Raw genomic sequence first — 20,936 nt, forward strand, 5'->3', positions numbered from 1 at the left:
ATGACAAGTGATGATGTTACATGACATCACCATTCGAAAACAAGGCCTCTATACGAGGCTGCCGGTTTCGCGTTTATCTCTGGTCACGCAAATCGCAATGCACTGTCAAAGTTGTGACGGTTGAAGGAGGGTCTCATGACCAGCAATTTCTGGGTGATCGGCGGCGAGTTCGGCTCGATGAATTTCCACAAGCTGGTGGAAGGATCGGCCCAGGTGAAGGGGCCGTTCAAGTCGCGCAAGGAGGCCGAGGATTGCTGGCGCGAGGTGTCCGAGGAGAACCGCCACAAGGCCGGCGTGCGCTTCTCGATCGTCGAGGAGCCGCAGCGCGCGCCGGCGGCCTGACCGCCGATCGGGAATGCATTGCCGGGTATTTGAATAAAGCTCGAGGAAGAGCCCAAGGACGGGGCGGTCTCAGCCGGGTCATACCGGAGGGGACCGCCCACGTCCGTTTTGCAACCATCATCTGAGCGCGGCTGATTATCTCAGCGTGCGTATAACCCTTTGAAGACAAATGGGGTTTGCGGAATACTGGGTTACTGATAGGTTAATCGGAGAAATCCTGGCGAAACCAGGGCCGAACCGTGAAAGCGTCAGCGATGTCCGAGGCCCCCGACAGCAGCACCGAACCGCGTCCCGTGCGTCTGCGCGAGGCGCTGCGCCAGGCCCGGATCGAGGCCGCAGACCGAACGGGCGTCGTGGTCGATCTGCGCGATGCCGAGGTGGCGCGGCTCGAGATTCTCAACGAGGCGCTCGATCCGCTGTTCGCCGAAGTGCCGAACCAGATCGATCTGTTCGATCGCGGCATCAGCCAGGGCGAGACGCCGCGGCTGTGGATCGACGTCGTCGCTCATGTCGTGATGGGGCGCGACAAGCGGCAGTATCGCTTCGTCCAGGACACCCGCAACGGCCGCATCGTGCTCGCCGAATCGCACGACATCGGTGCGATCGTGAAGGCGGTGACCGACTACGTCGCCCGCCGCATGGTCGAGCGCGAACGCGCCTTCAGCGTTACCCGCATCCAGGCTCAGGCGATCAGCGAGGCGCCAAGGCGCGGGCGAGTCTGGCCGTTCGTGCTCGGCTTCGTGCTCGGGGTGCTGTCGCTGTTCGGCTACGCGCTCTACGAGAGCCTGAAGCCGATCAGCTTCTGACGCACGATCCGCAAAAGTCGAGACCGGTTTTCCGATCGGATCATGCGCAAACAAAAAGATCAGATCAGGCGAATCTGGCGGATCTCGCGCACGCGCTGCGCATCGTTGACGCCGCGCACGGTCATGTCGCAGCGCCAATGATTGCCCTCGGGCGCAATGGCGAAGATGTTGTAGGCCGCAGCCGGGGTGTGGCCATGCGCGAGCGAGGACGCAGAGGGCACACCGACAACCGGAATCTTGCGCTCCGGGCCGTCGATCCAGATGGTCGAATGCACGTGATCGTGGCCGTGCAGGACCAGTTCGACGCCGTGACGCGCGAGCAGCGCGGTGAGGTCGCGGGCGTCGGTGAGCCGCTTCATCCGATTGGCCGACCGCAGCGGATGATGCACCAGCAGCACGCGGAACAGCTGCTCACGCGCCAGCGATTCCAGCAGTGGTTCCAATGCTGCGAGCTGGGCGCTGCCGATCCGGCCCGTCGCCATGAACGGGGCCGACGGCACGGCCGAGGAGAGGCTGATCAGTGCCAGCGGCCCGCGCCGGCGCAGCGACGGGAAGCTCGCCGGGCTGACGCCGTCGCCGCCGAAATAATCGGCGAAGCTCTCGGCGAAGCGCAGCCGGGTCGAGCGGACGTAGGCGTCGTGATTGCCGGGAATCGCGGTGACCTTGTCCGGCGGCCCCACCGTCCGGAGCCAGGCCTGGGCGAGCGGAAATTCCGATTCCAGCGCGAAATTGACGAGGTCGCCGGTGACCGCGATCTGGTCCGGCATCTGCGTGTGCAGATCGGAGATCAGCAGATCGAGAATATCGCGGCGGTGATATTTGTAGCGGTTGCGCGTCCAGTTGAGATAGCCGAGCGCCCGCTTGCTCGCGAGCTCGGACAATCGCGGCCGCGATTGCGGGGCGAGATGCGGGTCGGACAGATGGGCGAGCGTAAACGCGGCCATCACTGGTCCCGGCGCCGATGGCGGATGCGTGCGCGCTCAGCTGTCATGTCGTGCTATCCCTCATGCTGGCGCTCTCATGGCAAGCCCGGCCTTCGAGCGCAAGACCAACCGGGGACGACCAGAATTGACGACAACACAGCTCAGCAGGTTGCGGATCCGGTTCGAGCCGGTGCTCCGGCGCGGATTCCACCTCTATTGGCGCTTCGCCCGCGGCATGACGCTCGGCGTCCGCGGCGTGGTGCTGGATGCCGAGAACCGGGTGTTCCTGGTCCGGCACGGCTATGTGTCGGGCTGGCACCTGCCGGGCGGCGGGGTCGAGGTCGGCGAGACCTTCATCGAGGCCCTGAGCCGGGAGCTGTTCGAGGAGGGACGGATCGCGCTCGAAGGCGAGCCCGAGCTGCACGGCATCTTCCTCAACAGCCACGTCTCGCCGCGCGACCACGTCGCCGTCTTCGTTATCAAGGGGTTTACGCAGGACCGGCCGCCGGAGCCGAACCACGAGATCGTCGAGACCGGCTTTTTCGCGCGCGATGCGCTGCCGGAGGGGACCACACTCGGAACGCTGTCCCGCCTGCGCGAGGTGCTGGATGGCGTTAAGGTCATTCCGACATGGCGGCCCGAACAGCCCGTGGCGGCCCGCTCATTATGAGATTCTGCACCGAATGCGGGCAATCTCCCGGCCATGGGAGACGGGTCAATGAGTTCACCATCGATGCGGATCGCCGTGCTGGTGCCCTGCTACAATGAGGAGGCGGCGGTCGCGACCGTGGTCCGCGACTTCAAGCAGGCGCTGCCGACGGCTGTCGTCTATGTCTACGACAACAATTCGAAGGATCGGACGGTCGAGGTCGCCCGCGCCGCCGGTGCCGAGGTCCGCGGCGAGCGGCGGCAGGGCAAGGGTCACGTCGTCCGGCGCATGTTTGCCGATATCGATGCCGACATCTACGTGCTGGTCGACGGCGACGCGACCTACGATGCGCCGAGCGCGCCCGGCATGATCGAGCGGCTCGTCAGCGAACGTCTCGACATGGTGGTGGGGCTGCGGGTCGACCAGGAGCAGGCCGCCTACCGGATGGGTCATCGCACCGGCAATTGGATGCTGACGAGCTTCCTCGCCGAAGTGTTCGGTCAGGCCTTCAAGGACATCCTGTCGGGCTACCGCGTGTTCTCGCGCCGCTTCGTGAAATCCTTCCCCGTGCTGTCCGACGGCTTCGAGATCGAGACCGAGCTCACCGTGCACGCGCTGGAGCTGGCACTGCCGGTGGCGGAGATCGCGACGCCGTATTACGCGCGGCCGGAAGGGTCCGTGTCCAAGCTCAACACCTGGCGCGACGGCTTCCGCATCCTCAACACCATCCTCAAGCTGTACCGCTCGGAGAAGCCGCTGCGCTTCTTCACCGCGATCGGCATCTTCCTCGCGCTCATCTCGATCGGCTTCGCCATCCCGATCCTCGTCACCTACATCGAGACCGGGCTGGTGCCGCGGCTGCCGACCGCAGTGCTGTCGATGGGCCTGATGATCATGGCGCTGCTGTCGGCCTCATCCGGGCTGGTGCTCGACACCGTCACGCGAGGGCGGCGCGAGATGAAGCTGCTGGCCTATCTGTCGCAATCACCCGTCGGAGGCTGACCTGCGCATCGAGATGCCGCCATTGTCCGGTCGAAGCTTGTGTCGACCGGCCGTTCCGGCCATGGTTCGGGCTTCAATGTCCTGAACGAGAACGCCGTCTCCCATGCCCATCCTGAACAGCATCGCCGCGCTCACCGACGACATGGCGGCCTGGCGCCATGATTTCCACGAGCATCCGGAGCTGATGTACGAGGTGCACCGCACCGCGGGCATCGTCGCCGATCGGCTGCGCGAATTCGGCTGCGACGAGGTGGTGACGGGGATCGGGCGCACCGGCGTGGTCGGCGTCATCCGCGGCCGCAAGACGAATTCCGGCCGCATCATCGGCCTGCGCGCCGACATGGACGCGCTGCCGATCGAGGAAGCCTCGGGCGTGCCCTATGCGTCGAAGACGCCGGGCCTGATGCATGCCTGCGGCCATGACGGCCACACCGCCATGCTGCTCGGCGCTGCCAAGCATCTCGCGGAGACGCGCAATTTCGACGGCACCGCGATCGTGATCTTCCAGCCGGCCGAGGAGGGCGGCGCCGGCGGCAAGGCAATGGTCGATGACGGGCTGATGACCCGCTGGGGCATCCAGGAGGTCTACGGTCTGCACAACGCGCCCGGCGTGCCCGAAGGCGTGTTCGCGCTGCGGCCGGGCCCGATGCTGGCCTCGTCGGATCAGCTCGAGATCACCGTGCACGGCAAGGGCGGCCATGCCGGCGCCGGCGTTCACAAGGCGGTCGACAGCGTGCTGATCGCCGCGCATATCATTACCGCGCTGCAGTCGATCGTCTCGCGCAACGTCGATCCGGTCAAATCCGCCGTGATCTCGATCTGCGTGGTCGAGGCCGGCAAGGCCATGAACGTCATCCCCGAGACGGTCGAACTCAAGGGCACGGTGCGCACGCTCGATCCCGACGTGCAGGACCTGGTCGAGCGCCGCATCGCCGAAGTCGCCGACGGCATTGCCCGCACCTATGGCGGCGCGGCCACGACGAAATACACGCGGCTCTATCCGATCACGATGAACCATGCGCGGGAGACCGGCATCGCCGCCGATGTCGCCCGCGATGTCGTGGGAGTCGAGCGCGTCGTCGACAACGCGCCGCCGCTGATGGGCGCGGAGGATTTCGCCTTCATGCTGCAGGCCCGTCCCGGCGCCTTCGTCTTCCTCGGCATGGGCGACGGCATGGATTGCCATCACCCGGCCTATCGCTTCAACGACAACGTTCTCGGCCACGGCGCGTCTTATTGGGTGCGGCTGGTCGAGAAGACGATGCCGGCTGGCTGACGACACGCATCAGCTGCGTGGCGCCGGCCGGGACTGCTGGCGCCACTGCCGCGGGCTGCAACCGGCCCAGCGCGCGAAAGCGCGAGAGAACGCCGAGGCCTCGGAATAGCCGAGCAGGAAGGCGACATCGCCGAGCGGCAGATGCGCCTGGCGCAGATAGTGGCGGGCGAGATCGAGCCGTGTCGCCTCGACCAGATCGGAGAAGGTGGCGCCGAACTCGGCCAGACGGCGCTGCAGGGTCCAGGGCGTCGTCGACAGCGCTTCGGCGACCTCCTCGAGATGCAGCGCACCGGCAGCCAGCCGCCGCCTGATCTCGCCGCGGACCAGGTCGAGGAACGCCGGCGTGCCGCAGGAGCCGGCGACGCCGGCGAGATCGGTCGTCAGCCGTTGCAGGCGTGACAGATCGGCCTGCGGCATCGCGCGATCCAGGTCGCGGTCGCGAAACACCAGCGCGTTGGTGCTTTGCGACCATCCGGCCTCCGCATCGAACGCAGCCTCATGATCGCGCCAGGCGGGGGGCCGGGCGTGCTCGAACAGCACCATGTCAGGGGCCCAGCCCGACGGCAGGCAGGCGCGGAACACGTTCGCGAACATGCCCATGGTCAGCTCGGCGTCCTGCCGACGATCGACGATCGAGCCGTCGAGGATGCGATATTCGAGCCGGAGAAAGCCGTCACGGCGCGTGAGGCGGGTCTCGGTGGCCTGCTGATGCCAGGGAAACCACAGCGCGAGGTGCTCGATCGCCGAGCCGAGAGTGGGAGCTGCCAGTGCAATCTCGCCGATCAGACCGAGCATCTGCGGCCGGTAGGCCTGGCCGAACCACAGCCCGAAATTGTCATTGCCGGTCTCCTGCGCGGCGTCCTCCATCATCGCCACGTAGTCGGCGAGATCGAGCGCGCGGCGGGTCTGGCCGAGGCAGTCGGCATCGATGCCGACGCGCTCGAACACGGCTTCCGGGCGGCCTCCCGTCTCGGCGATGAACTCGGCGACCCCGGTCGCTGCAGCGGCCAGAATGTTGCGGCTGCGATCCCGCGAAGGCTCGCGTTCGGCTGCAAGAGGCTGTGCCATGAATCCTCGCCTTTGAGGACGTACGCCGTCGGTTGACACCTCGTAGTTATGCAAGTCACATGCCTGCCGAAGCAGTCACTCGAGCCCTCCGCGTGGGGAGCCGCGGAGGGCTTGTCACGATCTGATACCGCGCGCGCCGGGCCGATCAGTCGGCCAGGGCGCGGGCCTCGGTCAAGGCGATGTCGAGCAGATTGTCATTTGCCGCATTGCTGCGCTTGCCCGCCGTCAGACGATAGAGCAGCAGGCCGGCGGCGAACAGCACCAGGAAGGCCGCGAACACCTGCAGGTTGAACCAAATCATCGTGAGCAGCGACAGCGTCGCGCACACCAGCGCCACGGCCGGAACCACCGGGTAGAGCGGCGCCTTGAACGGCCGGACCAGATGGGGCTCGGTCGCACGCAGGCGGAAAAGCGCGGCCATGCTCATGATGTACATCACGAGCGCGCCGAACACGCTCATGGTGACGATGTTCGCGGTGAGCGTCTGCCCGGCGAACTGGATCAGCTCGTCGGAGAAGATCGCGGCGATGCCGATCACGCCGCCGGCGATGATCGCCCAGTGCGGCGTGCGGCAGGTCGAATGCAGCGTCGCGAGCTTGGCCGGTAGAAAGCCGGCGCGCGACAGCGCGAAGATCTGCCGCGAATAGCCCATGATGATGCCGTGGAACGAGGCGATCAGGCCGAACAGGCCGATCCACACCAGCATGTGCAGCCAACCGGAATTCTCGCCGACCACGATCTTCATCGCCTGCGGCAAGGGATCGTTGATGTTGGCGAGCTTGCTCCAGTCGCCGACGCCGCCCGCCATGATCATGGTGCCGAAGGCGAGCACGACGAGGGTGAGGATGCCGGCGATATAGGCAAGTGGGACCGTCTTGGTCGGATTCTTCGTCTCCTCCGCGGCCATGGCCGCGCCTTCGATCGCCAGGAAGAACCAGATCGCGAAGGGTATCGCGGCGATGATGCCTCCGAGGCTGGTCAACGTGAACGTGCTCTCGCCGGCCCAGCCATTGGCGGCGAAGTTGGCGAAGGAGAAGCCGGGCGACACGACGCCCATGAACACCAGCAACTCGGCGATCGCCAGGATCGTCACGAACAGCTCGAAGGTCGCAGCGATCGAGACTCCGGCGATGTTGAGCGCCATGAACACCACATAGGCGCCGAGCGCGGCGGTCTTCGGCGACAGTGCCGGAAACTGGACGTTGAGATAGGCGCCGATCGCGAGCGCAATGGCGGGCGGGGCGAACACGAACTCGATCAGCGTCGCGAAGCCTGCGACGAAGCCGCCGAGCGGACCGAAGGCGCGGTAGGAATAGGCGAACGGACCGCCGGCATGCGGGATCGCCGTGGTCAGCTCGGTGAAGGAGAAGATGAAGGTCGTGTACATCACCGCGATGAAGATCGTAGTGACGAGAAAGCCGAGAGTGCCGGCCTTGTCCCAGCCATAGCTCCAGCCGAAATACTCGCCGGAGATCACGAGCCCGACCGCGATGCCCCAGAGATGGAGTCCGGTCAGGCTCTTCGAAAGCGTCGGTTTGGTCTCGTCACTCATGTCCACGCGCTCCTGTCGGTTTGTGATGGGTGATAGATGATGGTTGTGCCGTCGTCGGGAGCGCGGCGTCCGGAGCCGCCTCCTTGAGGCCGATGCCGGTGACGCCGATCCGCAGTGCTTCGCGCACCAGCCAGGCCAGCTTGTCGGCGGCGCGCTCTGTCGAAAGTCCGTGGCCGTGAATGTTGGAAATGCAGTTGCGCGCGCTGTCACGCAGGCCCGGTGCCGGTTTGAATGAGAGATAGACGCCGAGTGAGTCGGCCGCCGACAGCCCCGGTCGCTCGCCAATGAGGACTGCAACCAGCCGGGCTCCCATGGCGGCACCGACATCGTCGCCCAGCGCCACGCGCGCCTCGGAGGCGAGCACGACCGGACCGACCGTCAGGCCCGACAACTGCGCCTCGGTGGCGATCACGACGTCAGCCGCATGGCTTTCGACCGCATCCGCCGACAGCCCGTCGGCAATGATGAAGACGAGATCGAACGGACCCGACCGCAACTTCGCTGCTTCGCCGGCGGCAAGACGGCGGCCGAGGTCGGGCCGGCGGAGATAGCTGGCGCGGTCCGGCGCGGCGCTCGCGACCTTGATCACTTCGCGCGGCGCCAGGGCGTCTGCGATGCCGTCGAAATTGACCTTGCCCCAGACGGCGTCGCGCGCGAGCGCATGCGCCATCTGGAATTCGAGCTTCGCGGCGGTCGGCAGCCCGTCGCCGGAACGCCCGAGCGCGACGCGGGCGCGCGTCATCCGGCGCAGCATCTCGAACGCATCGTCCCTCATGCGCGCGCTCCATGGCCGATCAGCCGGGCCACGGCCGGTGCGCTGCCCGGTAGCGGCGGCACGCGGCCAAAGTCGTCGAGCAGGCCCATGCGCGCCAGCCAGGCCTCGAACTCCGGCGCCGGGCGGCGGCCGAGCAGATGCCGCAGCCGCATCACGTCGTGATGCGACAGGCTCTGATAGTTGAGCATGATGTCGTCGGCGCCGGGCACCGCGATCAGGAAATTGACGTTGGCCGCCGCGAGCAGCAGCGCCAGATCATCCATGTCGTCCTGGTCGGCTTCGGCATGGTTGGTGTAGCAGACGTCGCAGCCCATGGGCACGCCGAGCAGCTTGGCGCAGAAATGATCCTCGAGCCCGGCGCGGATGATCTCCTTGGCGTCGTAGAGATATTCCGGACCGATGAAGCCGACGACGGTGTTGACCAGCAGCGGCGAGAACGCGCGTGCGACCGCATAGGCGCGGGCCTCGACGGTCTGCTGGTCCAGGCCGTGATGCGCGTTCGCCGACAGCGCGGCGCCCTGGCCGGTCTCGAAATACATCACGTTGCTGCCGATCGGGCCGCGCTTCAGCGACAGGGCGGCCTCCTGCGCCTCGGCCAGCAGCGCCAAGGTCACGCCGAAGCCGGCATTCGCGGCCTCGGTTCCGGCGATCGACTGGAAGACCAGATCGAGCGGGGCGCCGCGTTCGATGGCCTGGATCGAGGTCGTGACGTGGCTCAGCACGCAGGATTGCGTCGGCACCTCGAATTTGAGCCGGAGTTCGTCGAGCATCGTCAGCAGGCGGATGCAGGCGTCGACATTGTCGGTGGCAGGGTTGATGCCGATGACGGCGTCACCCATGCCAAACAAGAGGCCGTCCAGCGTGCCGGCCGCAATCGCCAGCGGATCGTCGGTCGGATCGTTGGGCTGCAGCCGCGACGACAGCCGCCCCTCAAGCCCGATGGTGGAGCGGAAGCGCGTCACCACCCGGCACTTCGCGGCAATGGCGATCAGGTCGCCATTGCCGCAGATTTTCGACACCGCGGCCACCATTTCCGGCGTCAGGCCCGGCGCGAGCGCAGCCAGCCGGCTGGCATCCGCCTCCCAGGACATCAGCCATTCGCGCAGCTCGCCGACCGTCAGCGCGGCGATGGGCGCGAATGCGGCGGCATCGTGGCTGTCGAGGATGAGGCGGGTGACCTCGTCGCTCTCATAGGGAATCAGCGGGTCATCGAGAAATCGCCGCAGCGGCACGTCGGCCAGCGCCATCCGCGCCGCCACCCGCCGCGCGGCGCTGTCGGCTGCAATGCCGGCCAGCTCATCGCCGGACCGGCGTGGCGAGGCGCAGGCCAGCAGCGCTCCGAGATCGTCGAACACATGCGTTTCGCCGCGATGGCGCGACCGGAATCCACCTGTCATCTTCGACCTGCCGCTCGTGCTGCGTCAGAGCGCTCCTTGGCCACCCGCAACGCTCAGGACTGGGCGCAGGTTAATGGATGCTGGTCTGGGAAACTTGACATCTCAGCACAATCTTAGGTCATGTCGCGTGAATGCTCAGAAATTCGGCATGAGACACGGAACGGGCGAATGCTGTCGAACCGGCGGCGCACGCCATGGACCACGCCGCCCCGGGATGCTATCTCGCCACCCCACATGAGTGACCTGTCCATTACGATTTCAGCCGAGAAGCCGGGCGATGCGCAGGCGATCGAACGGCTGCATGAGCGCACCTTCGGCCCCGGCCGCTTCGTGCTGAGCGCCTATCGGCTGCGCGAGCATGTCGACCATTTGCTCGAACTGTCGTTCACGGCCCATATCGGCACCTTGCTGGTCGGCTCGGTGCGGCAGTTGCCGATCTGCGTCGGCGACACCAAGGCGCTGATGCTCGGGCCGCTGACCGTCGAGCCGCCGTTCCGCAAGCACGGTATCGGCCGCATGCTGATGGAGCGTTCGATCGATGATGCGAAGGCGCAAGGCCACCGCTTCATCCTGCTGGTCGGCGATGCCGACTATTACACGCGGGTCGGCTTCAAGCCGGTGCCGAAGGGCAGGGCGACGATGCCGGGCCCGGTCGACTACAACCGGCTGCTGGTGAACGAGCTGGTCGAGGGCGCGTTCGACGGCGTCTCGGGTGAGATTCGGCCGGATTGGGACTACGCGAGATAGTCTCGGTCCTCCCGTCATTGCGAGCGAAGCGACGAAGCGATCCAGAGTCCGTGCACGACTCTGGATTGCTTCGTCGCTTCTCGCAATGACGCGGAGGGGGAAGGCTGCTCCCCCTCCGCCGCCGTTGCTCAGAACTTCAAGTTCGCAAAAATCCTCACGCCGATGCCGGGCAGCAGCACCTCGTCCTTGGTGTAGGACACGGAATTGCGGATCTTCTCGTTCAAGAGGTTGTTGCCGACCATGCCGACCAGCATCTCGCGCGCGCCGAACATGTTCGGGTTGAGCTTGGTGCGGTAGCTGACCTCCGCCTTCAACAGATTGTAGCCCGGCGTCGGCGTCTCCGCGATGGGCGCGATGTCGTTCTGGGCGAAGGCGTGCAGCAGGTTGATGCGGGTCAGCCAGTTGGCATCGCGCCAGAACAGCCCGCCGCCGACGCGCATCGGCGGAATGCGCGGCACGTTGGTGCCGTCCGGGAAGGTGGCGCGGACGACGTCGAACTGGTTCTCGATGCCCCAGATGCCGCTGCCGAGCGGGGCGACATCGTACTGGCTCTGGAACTCGAAGCCGCGGAACAGCGCGTTGCGCTGCGAGTAGACGGCCTGGTTCAGCTCGGTGCCCGTCGTGCCGCAGGAGTCGAAGTCGTCGTCGCACATCACCCCGGTCAGCCGGCGATAGATGAAGTTGCTGAACTGCGTGTAGTAGGCGGTGGCCTCGAAGCGGAACGGACCGGTCGCCTTGCGCAGGCCGGCCTCGACGGTCTTGGCGGTCTCGATCGTCAGGTTCGGATTGCCGATATCGAAGGTGGCCGTCGCGTCATGGCCGCCGCGCGAGAACAGCTCGGCCGCCTTCGGGGCGCGCTCGACATATTGCGCGGTCACGCTGGCCACGAGATCGCCGGGCAGGTTCTGCAGCAGCCCGACGCTGGCGCTCTTCGGCGTATACTCCGGATTGCGGGCGATGTTGGCCTGCGGCGTGCCGTCCGGCAGATAGTCGACCGGGAAGTTCGGCGTCGAGCCGTTCAGCGACACATGCTCGATGCGGCCGGCGATCTGCGCTTTGGTCGAGGGCGAGAAGGCGAGCTCGTTGAAGACGTAGCCGGCCACGCGGTTGTTGGTGTTGGGCCCGAACAGACCGTTGAACACCGAGCCGGGATTGTCGGGGCTTGGCGCGTTCAGCTCCTGATGGCCGGCCTGAATGCCATAGGCCGTGGTCAGCGTCGCAAAGCGCAGATTGACCGGCATCATCTGCATCTCGACGCGAATTTCCTGCTCCCGGTTGGTGAAGGTCTGGCGGATGCCATCGGTGGCGGGGTCCGCAGGATCGGCAAGGCCGATCTCGTTGTGCCGATAATCCGTGGCGCCAGCCCAGAATCTGATCGCGTCGATGGCTGCGGAGTCCGGTCGGTATTCGCCCTTCGCCGTGAACTTGGTCTGGTGCGCATCGATCCGCGTGCGGCTGTCGGAGCCCTCGATGCCGGGGATGTGGTAGAGCGCGTTGGTCTGGGTGATCGCAGCGCCGATGAAGCCGCCGGAGAAGAAGTAGCTGCCGCCGATCGAGGCGCCCTCGTTCTGGACGGCCGAGTTCGGCTGCCGGCCGTTCACCGGGCGAGTCTGATCGAAGAGGTAGGGATAGCCCGGAATGGAATAGTCCCCGGTCTTGCGGCCGTAGGCATCGGCGTGAAGTGCAAAGTTGCCGCCGCCGGCATCGAGGAGGACGCCGCCCTCCACGCCGCGATCGACCGAGCTGAACGAGGTGCGCGTCTCCGCAGTGACGCAAGGCGCACTGCCTGCGGCCGGCGCGCTGGCCGGCAGGCCGTAGGTCTGGAACGGTGCGGTCGAGCAGGTCGGCAAGGACTGGGGGATACGGTTGTTGGTGGCGCTGACGACGCCGCCGATCGAGGTCGAGCCATAGCGCAGGGCGGCCGGGCCGCGGACGACCTCGATCTGGTCACTGGTCAGCGGATCGATCGGGACGAAATGGTCCTCGCCGAGATCCGAGGCGCCGCCGCCGCCGATGCCGTTCTCGACGATGCCGACGCGATTGACGTCGAGCCCGCGGATGATCGGCCGGCTCGAGGCGCCCGGTGCGAAGCTCGATCCGGTGATCCCGGGCTTGGAATTGAGCAGATCGCCGAGTGTCGCGGCGCCGGAGCGGCGGAGCTCCTCGTTCGGCACCACGGTGACGGTGGCGAACTGATCGGTGATGATGGGCGTCACGCCTTGCAGCGGCGGAGGTGGCGCAGCCTGCGCTTGTTGCGCAGGTGCCGGTGCGCGTGCGCCGCTGCGAGCCACGCGCGCGCCGGGATTGGGACGCGGCACGGCCGGCTTGCGGGCACGGATCGGGCTCGGCGCCGTGACGGTGACCTCAGGCAGCTCCGCGGCAGGCTTCGGATCATCAGCGCGCGCAGGCGCGCTCAAAACGCACAACATGGCTGCGACGCTGCAGCCCGACATCAAAGCTCTCGGCAACATGACCCAATTCCTGATTCCTGATCAGGCGTCCCATAGCCCTCGTGGTGGGATGCGCCTGCCGTCGGCCTGCGACGGACCTATTCCTGCAGGCTGTCCGCATGCGCCGAGCGCAGCGGGCAGCTTTCGAGCGGTTCGGATCAGGCGGAAGGAGGTGCGCGCGGCTGGAATGCGGTCGTGATGGCGACGCGGCTGAGCGACGCGACGACGGGAGCCGTCGGACGGAAGGCCACCGCGTGCGGCGGGGGCAGGGACGGCGCCGGCGACAGCAGGATCGATTGCGCCATCGCGATGACGGCACAGATGGCGCAGCCGTCGGCAGGCTGCTGGTCGGGGTCCTGGCTTGCGGGCGCGGAGCCGGTATGGGCCTGCGCGGTCGTGATCCGACCGCCGTCGATGGCCTGCGCGGAGAGCCAATGAACGTGTCCGAAGGCGAGCGCGAACTGCAGCACCAGCGCAAGCAACGCCAGCCGCGATCCATCCTTGATGTTCGCGCGAAACCAGCTCATGGCCAGCATTGGCTCATGTGAATCGGCCACCCCGTTCGGCTGATCATCTCAGCCGTTGTTACAATGTAACATCGCAGGAGCGGTTCGTAGCTGTCAATCGATGCACTGCGGCGGCGACTTGATTCCCCGTTGCTGTGCCCTTCTCGCCACGTCGCGCGCTGTGGCGGCGCGCGATCGTCGCATTCCTCAGCGCCCCTCGCGCACCCAGGTCGCGGCGAGTGCGCCGAGCAGCAGCAGGAGGCCAATCACGCCGGCGAACATCGGCAGCACGCCGACGCCTTTGACCACGCTGGCATCGCGCATCCGTACCCCCATCCATCCGTCGCCGCTGAACAGGGTCGATGATCTGACGGGGACGATTCGCGGCATGTCGATGCCGGAGCCGTCGGTGATGCGGCGGGCGTCGCCGCCGGTCGCCTGCGCCAGCGGCTTCAAGGTCTCGGTGGTCGAGGTGACCTCGGAAAACTCCTTCGGATTGGTCGGGCCGACATTGATCAGCGCCTTCAAGGTGCCGTCGGTCGCCTGCCAGAGGCCGAGTTCGTTGGCCGGCAAGGTCGCGCGCCACTCGCCGGGATCGCCCTGCGCCAGGGTGAGTTCGCGCGTCTGGCCCGACGGTGAGGTCACGGTCACCGGCGGCACGGTGTCGCCCATGGTCTGCCTGACGACGGCGAGATCCTTGCCCTGCATCTGCAGCCGCAGCGCTTCCTCGTCGAGATCCGGCTGCTGCATCAGCCAATGCGACATGCGTCGGAGCAGATCGAGATGCGGGCCGCCGCCCTCATAGCCGCGCGCCCACAGCCAGATGTGGTCGGACAGCAAGAGCGCAACACGACCGGCGCCGAAGCGCGACAGCAGCAGCAGCGGCTTGCCGTCGGCGCCGGTCATGACCGGCGGGCTGACGGCATTGCGCGTCTCGACGGTGCGGAAGAAGCGGCTCCAGCGCGGCGGCTCGGAGCCTGAGCCTTCCAGCCCGCGCGTCACCGGATGGCGTTTGCCGGCATCCGACAGATGCGCATAGAACGGCTTCTCGGTGACGCCGACCGGCTCCGCCGGCAGCACCGAGTCGAGCGGCGTCCGCCAGATGCTGGTGTTCGACGCGTAGTCCGGTCCGGCCGAGACCAGCACCGCGCCGCCATTCCTGACGTAGCGCGCGATGTTGTCGAAATAGGCGATCGGCAGCACGCCCTGGCGGGCATAGCGATCGAAGATGATCAGCTGAAATTCGTTGATCTTCTGCTGGAACAGCTCGCGGGTCGGAAACGCGATCAGCGACAGCTCGTTGATCGGCGTGCCGTCCTGCTTCTCCGGCGGCCTGAGGATGGTGAAGTGGACGAGGTCGATTGAGGCGTCCGACTTCAGCAGGTTGCGCCAGGTGCGCTCGCCGGAATGCGGCTCGCCCGATACCAAGAGCACGCGCAGCTTGTCGCGCACGCCGTCGATCGAAACGACAGCGCGGTTGTTGACCAAGGTTAGCTCGTTGTCGAGCGGCGAGGCCTCGATCTCGACGATGTTCTGGCCTTCGTGCTTGATGTCGACGTCGACATTGCCGGCCTGGCCGCTCGTCAAGGTTCGCTCGCTGATGACCTCGCCGTCGCGGCGGATCACGACCTTGGCGCTGGCGCCAGTGACGCCCTGATCGTCGAGCCGGAAGCTGATCGTCTGCGGCTGGCCGACGATGCCGAAACGGGGCGCGGCGGTGATCGCGATGCGGCGGTCGCGTTCGGCCTTCTGACCGGTGATCAAGGCCTGCAGCGGCGCCTGGAAGCCGAGCGCTGCGGCATTGCCGGGAATGTCGTGCACGCGGCCGTCGGTGATCAGGAACGCACCGGCGACGCGGTCGACCGGCACGTCCGACAGCGCCGAGGTCAGCGCGCTGAACAGATGCGTGCCGTCGGTCTCGCCATCCGCCTGGCCGGCGTCGACCACGCGCACCTCGAGGCCCTTGATCTTCTTCAGGCTGTCGACCAGCGCTTCCTGAGCTGCCTGGGTCTGCTTGTTGCGGTCACCGAAATTCTGGCTCGGGCTCTTGTCGACGACGACGGCCGCGACGGAGCTGAGAGGCTCGCGGTCCTCGCGCGTGAATTGCGGGTTGGCCAGCGCGAGCGCGATCAAGGCGAGCGCGGTGACGCGGATCCAGGCGGAGCGCGAGCGGCTGATCAGAAGCAGCGCGGCGATGACGATGATGGCGCCGATCGCGAGCCACAGCACGATCGTCGGGACCAGAGGCGTGAACGCGATGCCGTAGTTCATGAGGCAAACTCGCAATTGTCGTCATGGCCGGGCTTGTCCCGGGCATCCACGTCGTTCTGCATGAAAGGCAAGACGTGGATGCCCGGGTCAAGCCCGGGCATGACGACTGTTATTGTTGCGACATCGGGACCAACAACTCGCATCATCACTGCCCGAGCCGTTCGATCAGCGCCGGTGCGTGGACCTGGTCGGCCTTGTAGTTGCCGGTCAGGGTGTACATCACGATGTTGACGCCGGCGCGGAAGGCGAATTCGCGCTGGCGCGGCTCGCCCGGCACCATCGGCAGCATGGCCTGGCCATCGGGGCGGATCGCCCAGGCGCCGGCAAGATCGTTGGAGGTGATGATGATGGGAGAGACACCGTCGCCGCCGCGGGCCGGCCGCGACGCGCTGTCCTCCTCGTCGTCCTTCGGCAGCGCCTCGACCCAGGTCTGGCCGGCGGTGAAGCGGCCCGGGAAGTCGCGCAGCAGGTAGAAGGTCTTGGTCAGCACGTGCTCGCGCGGCACCGGCTCGAGCTCGGGGACATCGAGGGAGGAGAGTATCTCGCGCAGCGACTGCATGCCCGGCGTCTGCTGTGCGCCATTCTCGCCTGGAGGCGCCTCGACCGCGTCGCGCGTATCGAAGATCACCGTGCCGCCCTGCTTCATATAGGCGTCGATCTTGTTGATCGCGTCCTGCGGCGGCTTCGGTACGCCCGGCACGATCGGCCAGTAGATCAGCGGGAAGAAGGCGAGCTCGTCATGGGCGGGATCGATGCCGACGGGATCGCCGGCCTCGAGCGCGGTGCGCTGCGCCAGGAACAAGGTCAGGCCGGTCAGGCCGGCCTTGACGATGGAATCGACGTCGGCATTGCCGGTCACGACATAAGCGAGCCGGGTCTGCGACACAGCACGCATGGCGAAGTCGTCGCTGGCCGCATCGGCGCGTGCAGCGGTCGGCATCGCAATCGCGAGCAGGGCGGCGGTGGCAAGCACGGCGCCGGCAATCGCCGCCGCGGCGGGGCGTCGGCGTCGGATCAGCGATGCCAGCGCACCGCCGAGCAGGGCGACGATGATCGCATCGATCAGGAACAGCAGCAGCGCGGTCGACAGCAGGATGCCCCGGAGATCGCGCGGCTCGGCGGTGGTGTAGCTCGCGCGCTTGGCGCGCAGCGCCGAGGTGTCGAGCTGCAGGATACGATCGGCGGGGCTGAGCGTGTTCACGGCGGTGGGTCCGTCGGCAGGGCCATAGAAGCCGGGTGGATGATCCAGGGAGGCCCTGTCGTTGAATTCGGCCGGCAGCGGCTTGGCCGTCGAAGGCGGCGGTCCGAAGGCACCGAAGCCGTCGAGAATGTGCAGCGGCGCCAAGGTCGCCTTGGCGGTCTCGCCCGCGGGGCCGGGCCCCGGCGTCGAGGTGTAGCCGGACATGTCGACGATGCGGCGAAGCATCTCGACCATCGCACCCGACATCGGCAGGTCCGACCAGCGCATGTCGGCGCTGACATGGAACAGCGCGATCAGGCCCTTGCCGCGATGCTCGCCGGTGACCAGCGGCGTGCCGTCTTCCAGCGAGGCCCAGCTTTTGGTCGCCAGCACGGCGTCCGGCTCGGCCAGCACCTGGCGGTTGACGGTAACGTCCTTCGGCACATTGATGCCGGCAAAGGGGCCGTCGGCGGCGAAGGCGGCGAGGTGCTGCGGCTTTTCCCAGGTCAGGCTGCCGCCCAGCGTGCGGCCGCCGCGGCGCAGCTTCACCGGCACGAGATCGTCGTCGCCTTGCGCGAGGCGCGGACCTGCGAACCGCACCAGCACGCCGCCATTCTCGATCCAGCCGTTGAGCCGGTCGCGCAGCTCCGGCGACAGCGTGCCGACATCGGCCATCACGATCATCGGCACCTTCTGGTCGAGGAACTGCGTGATGATCTGCTGCGGCGCGCCGCGATCGCCGAGCCGGAGATCGGCGAAGGGGGCCAAGGCGCGGGTCAGATAGAAGGTCGGCGCGAGCAGCGGCTGCGCGGTGTCGCTGGTGGAGCCGGAGACGATGCCGACGGCGCGGCGGCGCCAGCGCTTGTCGAGCAGCTGCACGGCGCCGGCCGATCGTTCGCCTGCGATCTCGAGCCTCGTGATGTCGTTGCGCAGCTCGACCGGCAGATCGAAGCTGGCCTCGGCGTCGTGCGCGTTGCCGGCGAAGCTGAATTGCGCCTCGCCGAGCGGCGAGCCCTTGGCGTCGAGCGCGCGCACGATGCCGCCCGGAACCGACAGATCGGCACGCAGCACCTTCACGGTCATCTTGGCGGCGGCGTTCTCCGCGCCGGCCAGCGCCAGCGGCGAGGTCGTGCCGCCTTCGAAGACGGTCAGGCTGCGGTCGCCGATGGTCTTGGCAAGACCCGTCACGAACTCGCTGCCGCGGCCGGGATCGACGCCGTCGGAGAACCACAGGATCTCGGCATCGCCGGTCGCTTTGAGGAAGCGGTCGAGCTGCGGCAGCGCGTCGGCGCGCTCGGTGGTGTACGGCTTTGGCGCGATCTGGCGCAAAGCGACGCGCGCCGCGCCGGCCGGCATCAAGGTGAGGTCGCGTGCCGGCTCGGACAGCGGCAGCAGCGCGACGCCGCGCCGGTCGGCATCGGCATTGGCGATGATCTCGTCGGCCGCCTTGATGCGGGTCTCCCAGCTCGCCGCGGCGCTCCAGCTGTCGTCGAGCAGGAGCACCAGCGGCGCCTTGCTGCCGACCGCCTCGGTGCGCGGGTTCCAGATCGGACCGGCTGCCGCGAAGATCACCAGCGCTGCCGCGATCAGGCGCAGCAGGGTCAGCCACCACGGCGAGCGCGACGGCGTCTCTTCCTTCGGCGTGATGTCGAACAGCAGCCGCGTCGGCGGAAACTCGATGCGGCGCGGGCGCGGCGGCATCACCCGCAGCAGCCACCACAGCACGGGCAGGCTGATCAGGCCGGCCAGCAGCAACGGTTCGGCGAATGACAGCGGCAGACCCATCATGCGCCGATCCCTCTCGGGCCAGCGCCCACTTTGACGCCGCCGCGTGCGCCGAGCTTGCTGGTGGTCATGCCGGCGTGCAGGAACAGCAGCAGCTCGGCTGCGGAGCGGCTTGTCGTGTGCGTCGTGAACAGCCAGTCGAGCTTGCCGGTCTCGGCACGGATCTGGTCGCGGTGCAGCGCGACGCGCGCCACGTAGTCCTGCGCCCAGCTCTCGGCGCGGCCGGCGGTGATCACCTCGCCGCCCTCGGGCTCGACGAATTCGACGCGGCCGGAATAGGGAAAGGTCTCCTCGGCGGGATCGACGACCTGCACCATCGTGCCATGCGCGCCCGATGCGGACAGGCCGGCGAGCATGGCGCCGATCTCTGATATCGGCGACCAGAAATCGGAGAGCACCACGATCTCGGCGAGCGCCGACGGTACGAAGGACGGCGGCAGGCTGGGCCTGATCGTCTCATCGTGCAGCATCGCCTGCGCGATGCGATCGATCACGCTGCGGCTCGCGGTCGGATTGATCAGGCCGGGAATGCCGACGCGCTCGCCGCCGGCGACCAAGAGCTCGGCCAGGGCAAAGGTCACGATCAGCGCGCGCTCGAGCTTGCTGTCGCGCGCGCCTTTCGAGGCGAAGGCCATCGAGGGCGAGCGGTCGGGCCAGATCCACACCGTGTGCGCGGCCTCCCATTCCTGCTCGCGGACATAGAGATGATCATCGCGCGCGGAGCGGCGCCAGTCGACGCGCTGCGACGGCTCGCCGGACACGAAACGGCGATATTGCCAGAAGCTCTCGCCGGAGCCGGCGCGGCGCCGGCCGTGCAGACCATGGATCACATTGGCGGCGATCTGCCGGGCTTCGAGCACGAGACGCGGCAGCGAGGACGCCAGCGTCCGGCTTTCGCCATCGGCACGCCGTATCGCGAGAATCTCCTTGTCGGCGTGCCCCGGTGCTGTTGCCATCAACCGATCCGGCTCTTCAGCTGCCGGATCACGTCCGGAATGGTGCGCCCTTCGGCGCGGGCCGGGAAGGTCAGCGCCATGCGGTGCTTCAGCACGGGTTCTGCGAGATCGAGCACGTCGTCGATCGAGGGCGCGAGGCGGCCATCGAGCAGCGCGCGGGCGCGCACCGCGAGCATCAGCGACTGGCTGGCGCGCGGACCGGGGCCCCAGGCGATCAGCTTGCCGGCCTCACCCGCCTCGGGGCCGGGACGCGCCGAGCGCACCAGCGACAGGATGGCCTCGACGACGGAATCGCCGACTGGCAGCCGCCGCACCAGGCGCTGGGCCGCGATCAACGCATCGGCCGTCATCGCGCCCTTGGCGGCACTCTCCTCGGCGCCGGTCGTCTCGAACAGGATGCGGCGCTCGGCGTCGCGATCGGGATAGTCGACGTCGATCTCCATGAGGAAACGGTCGAGCTGGGCCTCGGGGAGCGGATAGGTTCCTTCCTGCTCCAGCGGGTTCTGTGTCGCCAGCACATGGAACGGCTTGGGAAGATCGTGCCGCGCGCCGGCAACGGTGATGTGCTGCTCCTGCATGGCTTGCAGCAGCGCGGACTGGGTGCGCGGGCTGGCGCGGTTGATCTCATCGGCCATCAGGAGTTGTGCGAACACCGGGCCGGCGATGAAGCGGAACGAGCGCTTGCCGACCGTGCTCTCGTCGAGCACCTCGGCGCCGAGAATGTCCGACGGCATCAGGTCGGGCGTGAACTGCACGCGCTTGGCATCGAGGCCGAGCGTGACGCCCAGGGTCTCGACCAGCTTGGTCTTGGCAAGGCCGGGGACGCCGATCAGGAGCGCGTGGCCGCCCGAGAGGATCGTCACCAGCGTGTTTTCCACGACGCGGTCCTGGCCGAAGATGACGCTGGAGATCGCCTCCTTCGCCGCGCGGATTTGCCCGGAGACCTGTTCGGCCGATCGGACGATCGCATCCTCGAGCTTCTCGGCACTCTCAGCCATTCCCGTCGCTCCTTCTGCCCCGCATCTTCAGCTTGCCGATTCAACCTGTCGACCGGCGTTCCGCTCCAGTTTGTCGGGATGCGGCTGCCAATCTATGCGAAGGCGCTGTATTCGTTGAGTTAAACTATCCCCATATTATCGGCATTCCGGGGTATTGACGGCATCACGATATGGCGACCTTACATCACGTGCAGCGGGCGCCAGGAACTTTTGCACAGACGAGCGCAATGAAATCCTGCACCAATCGTGCCAA

17 protein-coding genes are annotated in these 20,936 nt (G+C 67.1%); 6 read left to right on the forward strand and 11 right to left on the reverse strand.

Annotated elements, in window-relative coordinates; translation table 11 throughout:
• Positions 1 to 135: 135 nt before the first annotated feature.
• Both QX108_RS26215 and QX108_RS26220 read left to right on the forward strand, forming a co-directional pair.
• Positions 136 to 342 carry a hypothetical protein gene (locus QX108_RS26215; RefSeq protein ID WP_006612464.1) on the forward strand — a complete coding sequence of 69 codons (207 nt, stop codon included), beginning with the start codon at positions 136 to 138 and terminating at the stop codon, positions 340 to 342.
• Positions 343 to 596: 254 nt separating this feature from the next.
• Positions 597 to 1,148: a hypothetical protein gene (locus QX108_RS26220; protein WP_315785639.1), complete on the forward strand. Its 552-nt coding sequence runs from the start codon at positions 597 to 599 to the stop codon at positions 1,146 to 1,148.
• A gap of 59 nt (positions 1,149 to 1,207) precedes the next feature.
• Here QX108_RS26220 and QX108_RS26225 read toward each other — a convergent pair whose 3' ends face one another.
• Positions 1,208 to 2,092, reverse strand: coding sequence for a metallophosphoesterase (locus QX108_RS26225; RefSeq protein WP_315785642.1), 885 nt, complete (start codon positions 2,090 to 2,092; stop codon positions 1,208 to 1,210).
• Between the two features lie 76 nt (positions 2,093 to 2,168).
• Between QX108_RS26225 and QX108_RS26230 the strand changes: the two genes are divergently transcribed.
• The 3 genes from QX108_RS26230 to QX108_RS26240 all read left to right on the forward strand — a co-directional run bounded on the left by QX108_RS26230 (position 2,169) and on the right by QX108_RS26240 (position 4,998).
• The gene (locus tag QX108_RS26230; protein ID WP_315785644.1) at positions 2,169 to 2,741 is read left to right on the forward strand and encodes an NUDIX domain-containing protein; all 573 of its coding nucleotides are present in this window, start codon (positions 2,169 to 2,171) and stop codon (positions 2,739 to 2,741) included.
• Positions 2,742 to 2,789: 48 nt separating this feature from the next.
• Positions 2,790 to 3,722: a glycosyltransferase family 2 protein gene (locus tag QX108_RS26235; protein ID WP_172110869.1), complete on the forward strand. Its 933-nt coding sequence runs from the start codon at positions 2,790 to 2,792 to the stop codon at positions 3,720 to 3,722.
• Positions 3,723 to 3,825: 103 nt separating this feature from the next.
• Positions 3,826 to 4,998: a M20 aminoacylase family protein gene (locus tag QX108_RS26240; RefSeq protein ID WP_315718761.1), complete on the forward strand. Its 1,173-nt coding sequence runs from the start codon at positions 3,826 to 3,828 to the stop codon at positions 4,996 to 4,998.
• A 9-nt stretch (positions 4,999 to 5,007) separates the two neighbouring features.
• Here QX108_RS26240 and QX108_RS26245 read toward each other — a convergent pair whose 3' ends face one another.
• From QX108_RS26245 to eutB, 4 genes are all read right to left on the reverse strand, one after another.
• On the reverse strand, positions 5,008 to 6,066 hold the full coding sequence (locus QX108_RS26245; RefSeq protein ID WP_315785648.1) for an AraC family transcriptional regulator: 1,059 nt from the start codon (positions 6,064 to 6,066) through the stop codon (positions 5,008 to 5,010).
• Between the two features lie 145 nt (positions 6,067 to 6,211).
• Positions 6,212 to 7,618, reverse strand: coding sequence for an ethanolamine permease (gene eat, locus QX108_RS26250; protein WP_315718763.1), 1,407 nt, complete (start codon positions 7,616 to 7,618; stop codon positions 6,212 to 6,214).
• Complete coding sequence (gene eutC, locus QX108_RS26255; protein ID WP_315785651.1) at positions 7,611 to 8,393, reverse strand: ethanolamine ammonia-lyase subunit EutC; 783 nt, start codon at positions 8,391 to 8,393, stop codon at positions 7,611 to 7,613. The genes eat and eutC overlap by 8 nt, the downstream gene beginning before the upstream one ends.
• Positions 8,390 to 9,790: an ethanolamine ammonia-lyase subunit EutB gene (gene eutB / locus QX108_RS26260; protein WP_315785654.1), complete on the reverse strand. Its 1,401-nt coding sequence runs from the start codon at positions 9,788 to 9,790 to the stop codon at positions 8,390 to 8,392. Before eutB ends, eutC begins: the two co-directional genes overlap by 4 nt.
• A 234-nt stretch (positions 9,791 to 10,024) precedes the next feature.
• Here eutB and QX108_RS26265 point away from each other — a divergent pair, with 234 nt between their 5' ends.
• Complete coding sequence (locus tag QX108_RS26265) at positions 10,025 to 10,537, forward strand: N-acetyltransferase (protein WP_315785657.1); 513 nt, start codon at positions 10,025 to 10,027, stop codon at positions 10,535 to 10,537.
• Positions 10,538 to 10,665: 128 nt separating this feature from the next.
• Here the strand turns inward: QX108_RS26265 and QX108_RS26270 are convergent, their stop codons facing one another.
• The 6 genes from QX108_RS26270 to QX108_RS26295 all read right to left on the reverse strand — a co-directional run bounded on the left by QX108_RS26270 (position 10,666) and on the right by QX108_RS26295 (position 20,683).
• On the reverse strand, positions 10,666 to 12,990 hold the full coding sequence (locus tag QX108_RS26270; RefSeq protein WP_315785660.1) for a TonB-dependent receptor: 2,325 nt from the start codon (positions 12,988 to 12,990) through the stop codon (positions 10,666 to 10,668).
• Positions 12,991 to 13,145: 155 nt separating this feature from the next.
• Positions 13,146 to 13,514: a DUF2946 family protein gene (locus tag QX108_RS26275; RefSeq protein ID WP_315785663.1), complete on the reverse strand. Its 369-nt coding sequence runs from the start codon at positions 13,512 to 13,514 to the stop codon at positions 13,146 to 13,148.
• Between the two features lie 186 nt (positions 13,515 to 13,700).
• On the reverse strand, positions 13,701 to 15,764 hold the full coding sequence (locus tag QX108_RS26280; RefSeq protein ID WP_315785666.1) for a hypothetical protein: 2,064 nt from the start codon (positions 15,762 to 15,764) through the stop codon (positions 13,701 to 13,703).
• A gap of 145 nt (positions 15,765 to 15,909) precedes the next feature.
• On the reverse strand, positions 15,910 to 18,732 hold the full coding sequence (locus QX108_RS26285; protein ID WP_315785669.1) for a DUF4159 domain-containing protein: 2,823 nt from the start codon (positions 18,730 to 18,732) through the stop codon (positions 15,910 to 15,912).
• Positions 18,729 to 19,685, reverse strand: a complete 957-nt coding sequence (locus QX108_RS26290; protein ID WP_315718769.1) for a DUF58 domain-containing protein — start codon at positions 19,683 to 19,685, stop codon at positions 18,729 to 18,731. The genes QX108_RS26285 and QX108_RS26290 overlap by 4 nt, the downstream gene beginning before the upstream one ends.
• Positions 19,685 to 20,683, reverse strand: a complete 999-nt coding sequence (locus tag QX108_RS26295) for an AAA family ATPase (RefSeq protein ID WP_172110857.1) — start codon at positions 20,681 to 20,683, stop codon at positions 19,685 to 19,687. Before QX108_RS26295 ends, QX108_RS26290 begins: the two co-directional genes overlap by 1 nt.
• Positions 20,684 to 20,936 lie beyond the last annotated feature (253 nt).

The sequence above is a fragment of the Bradyrhizobium sp. SZCCHNR1002 genome, from assembly GCF_032381435.1.
GTDB lineage: Bacteria > Pseudomonadota > Alphaproteobacteria > Rhizobiales > Xanthobacteraceae > Bradyrhizobium > Bradyrhizobium aeschynomenes.

Coding starts and splice junctions, on each gene's coding strand:
- QX108_RS26240 (WP_315718761.1), top strand. CDS start 3,826: ATGCCCATCCTGAACAGCATCGCCGCGCTCACCGACGACATGGCGGCC.
- eutC (WP_315785651.1), bottom strand. CDS start 8,393: ATGAGGGACGATGCGTTCGAGATGCTGCGCCGGATGACGCGCGCCCGC.
- QX108_RS26220 (WP_315785639.1), top strand. CDS start 597: ATGTCCGAGGCCCCCGACAGCAGCACCGAACCGCGTCCCGTGCGTCTG.
- QX108_RS26290 (WP_315718769.1), bottom strand. CDS start 19,685: ATGGCAACAGCACCGGGGCACGCCGACAAGGAGATTCTCGCGATACGG.
- QX108_RS26235 (WP_172110869.1), top strand. CDS start 2,790: ATGAGTTCACCATCGATGCGGATCGCCGTGCTGGTGCCCTGCTACAAT.
- QX108_RS26270 (WP_315785660.1), bottom strand. CDS start 12,990: ATGTCGGGCTGCAGCGTCGCAGCCATGTTGTGCGTTTTGAGCGCGCCT.
- eutB (WP_315785654.1), bottom strand. CDS start 9,790: ATGACAGGTGGATTCCGGTCGCGCCATCGCGGCGAAACGCATGTGTTC.
- QX108_RS26215 (WP_006612464.1), top strand. CDS start 136: ATGACCAGCAATTTCTGGGTGATCGGCGGCGAGTTCGGCTCGATGAAT.
- QX108_RS26245 (WP_315785648.1), bottom strand. CDS start 6,066: ATGGCACAGCCTCTTGCAGCCGAACGCGAGCCTTCGCGGGATCGCAGC.
- QX108_RS26230 (WP_315785644.1), top strand. CDS start 2,169: ATGGCAAGCCCGGCCTTCGAGCGCAAGACCAACCGGGGACGACCAGAA.
- QX108_RS26280 (WP_315785666.1), bottom strand. CDS start 15,764: ATGAACTACGGCATCGCGTTCACGCCTCTGGTCCCGACGATCGTGCTG.
- QX108_RS26225 (WP_315785642.1), bottom strand. CDS start 2,092: ATGGCCGCGTTTACGCTCGCCCATCTGTCCGACCCGCATCTCGCCCCG.
- QX108_RS26295 (WP_172110857.1), bottom strand. CDS start 20,683: ATGGCTGAGAGTGCCGAGAAGCTCGAGGATGCGATCGTCCGATCGGCC.
- QX108_RS26265 (WP_315785657.1), top strand. CDS start 10,025: ATGAGTGACCTGTCCATTACGATTTCAGCCGAGAAGCCGGGCGATGCG.
- QX108_RS26275 (WP_315785663.1), bottom strand. CDS start 13,514: ATGAGCTGGTTTCGCGCGAACATCAAGGATGGATCGCGGCTGGCGTTG.
- QX108_RS26285 (WP_315785669.1), bottom strand. CDS start 18,732: ATGATGGGTCTGCCGCTGTCATTCGCCGAACCGTTGCTGCTGGCCGGC.
- eat (WP_315718763.1), bottom strand. CDS start 7,618: ATGAGTGACGAGACCAAACCGACGCTTTCGAAGAGCCTGACCGGACTC.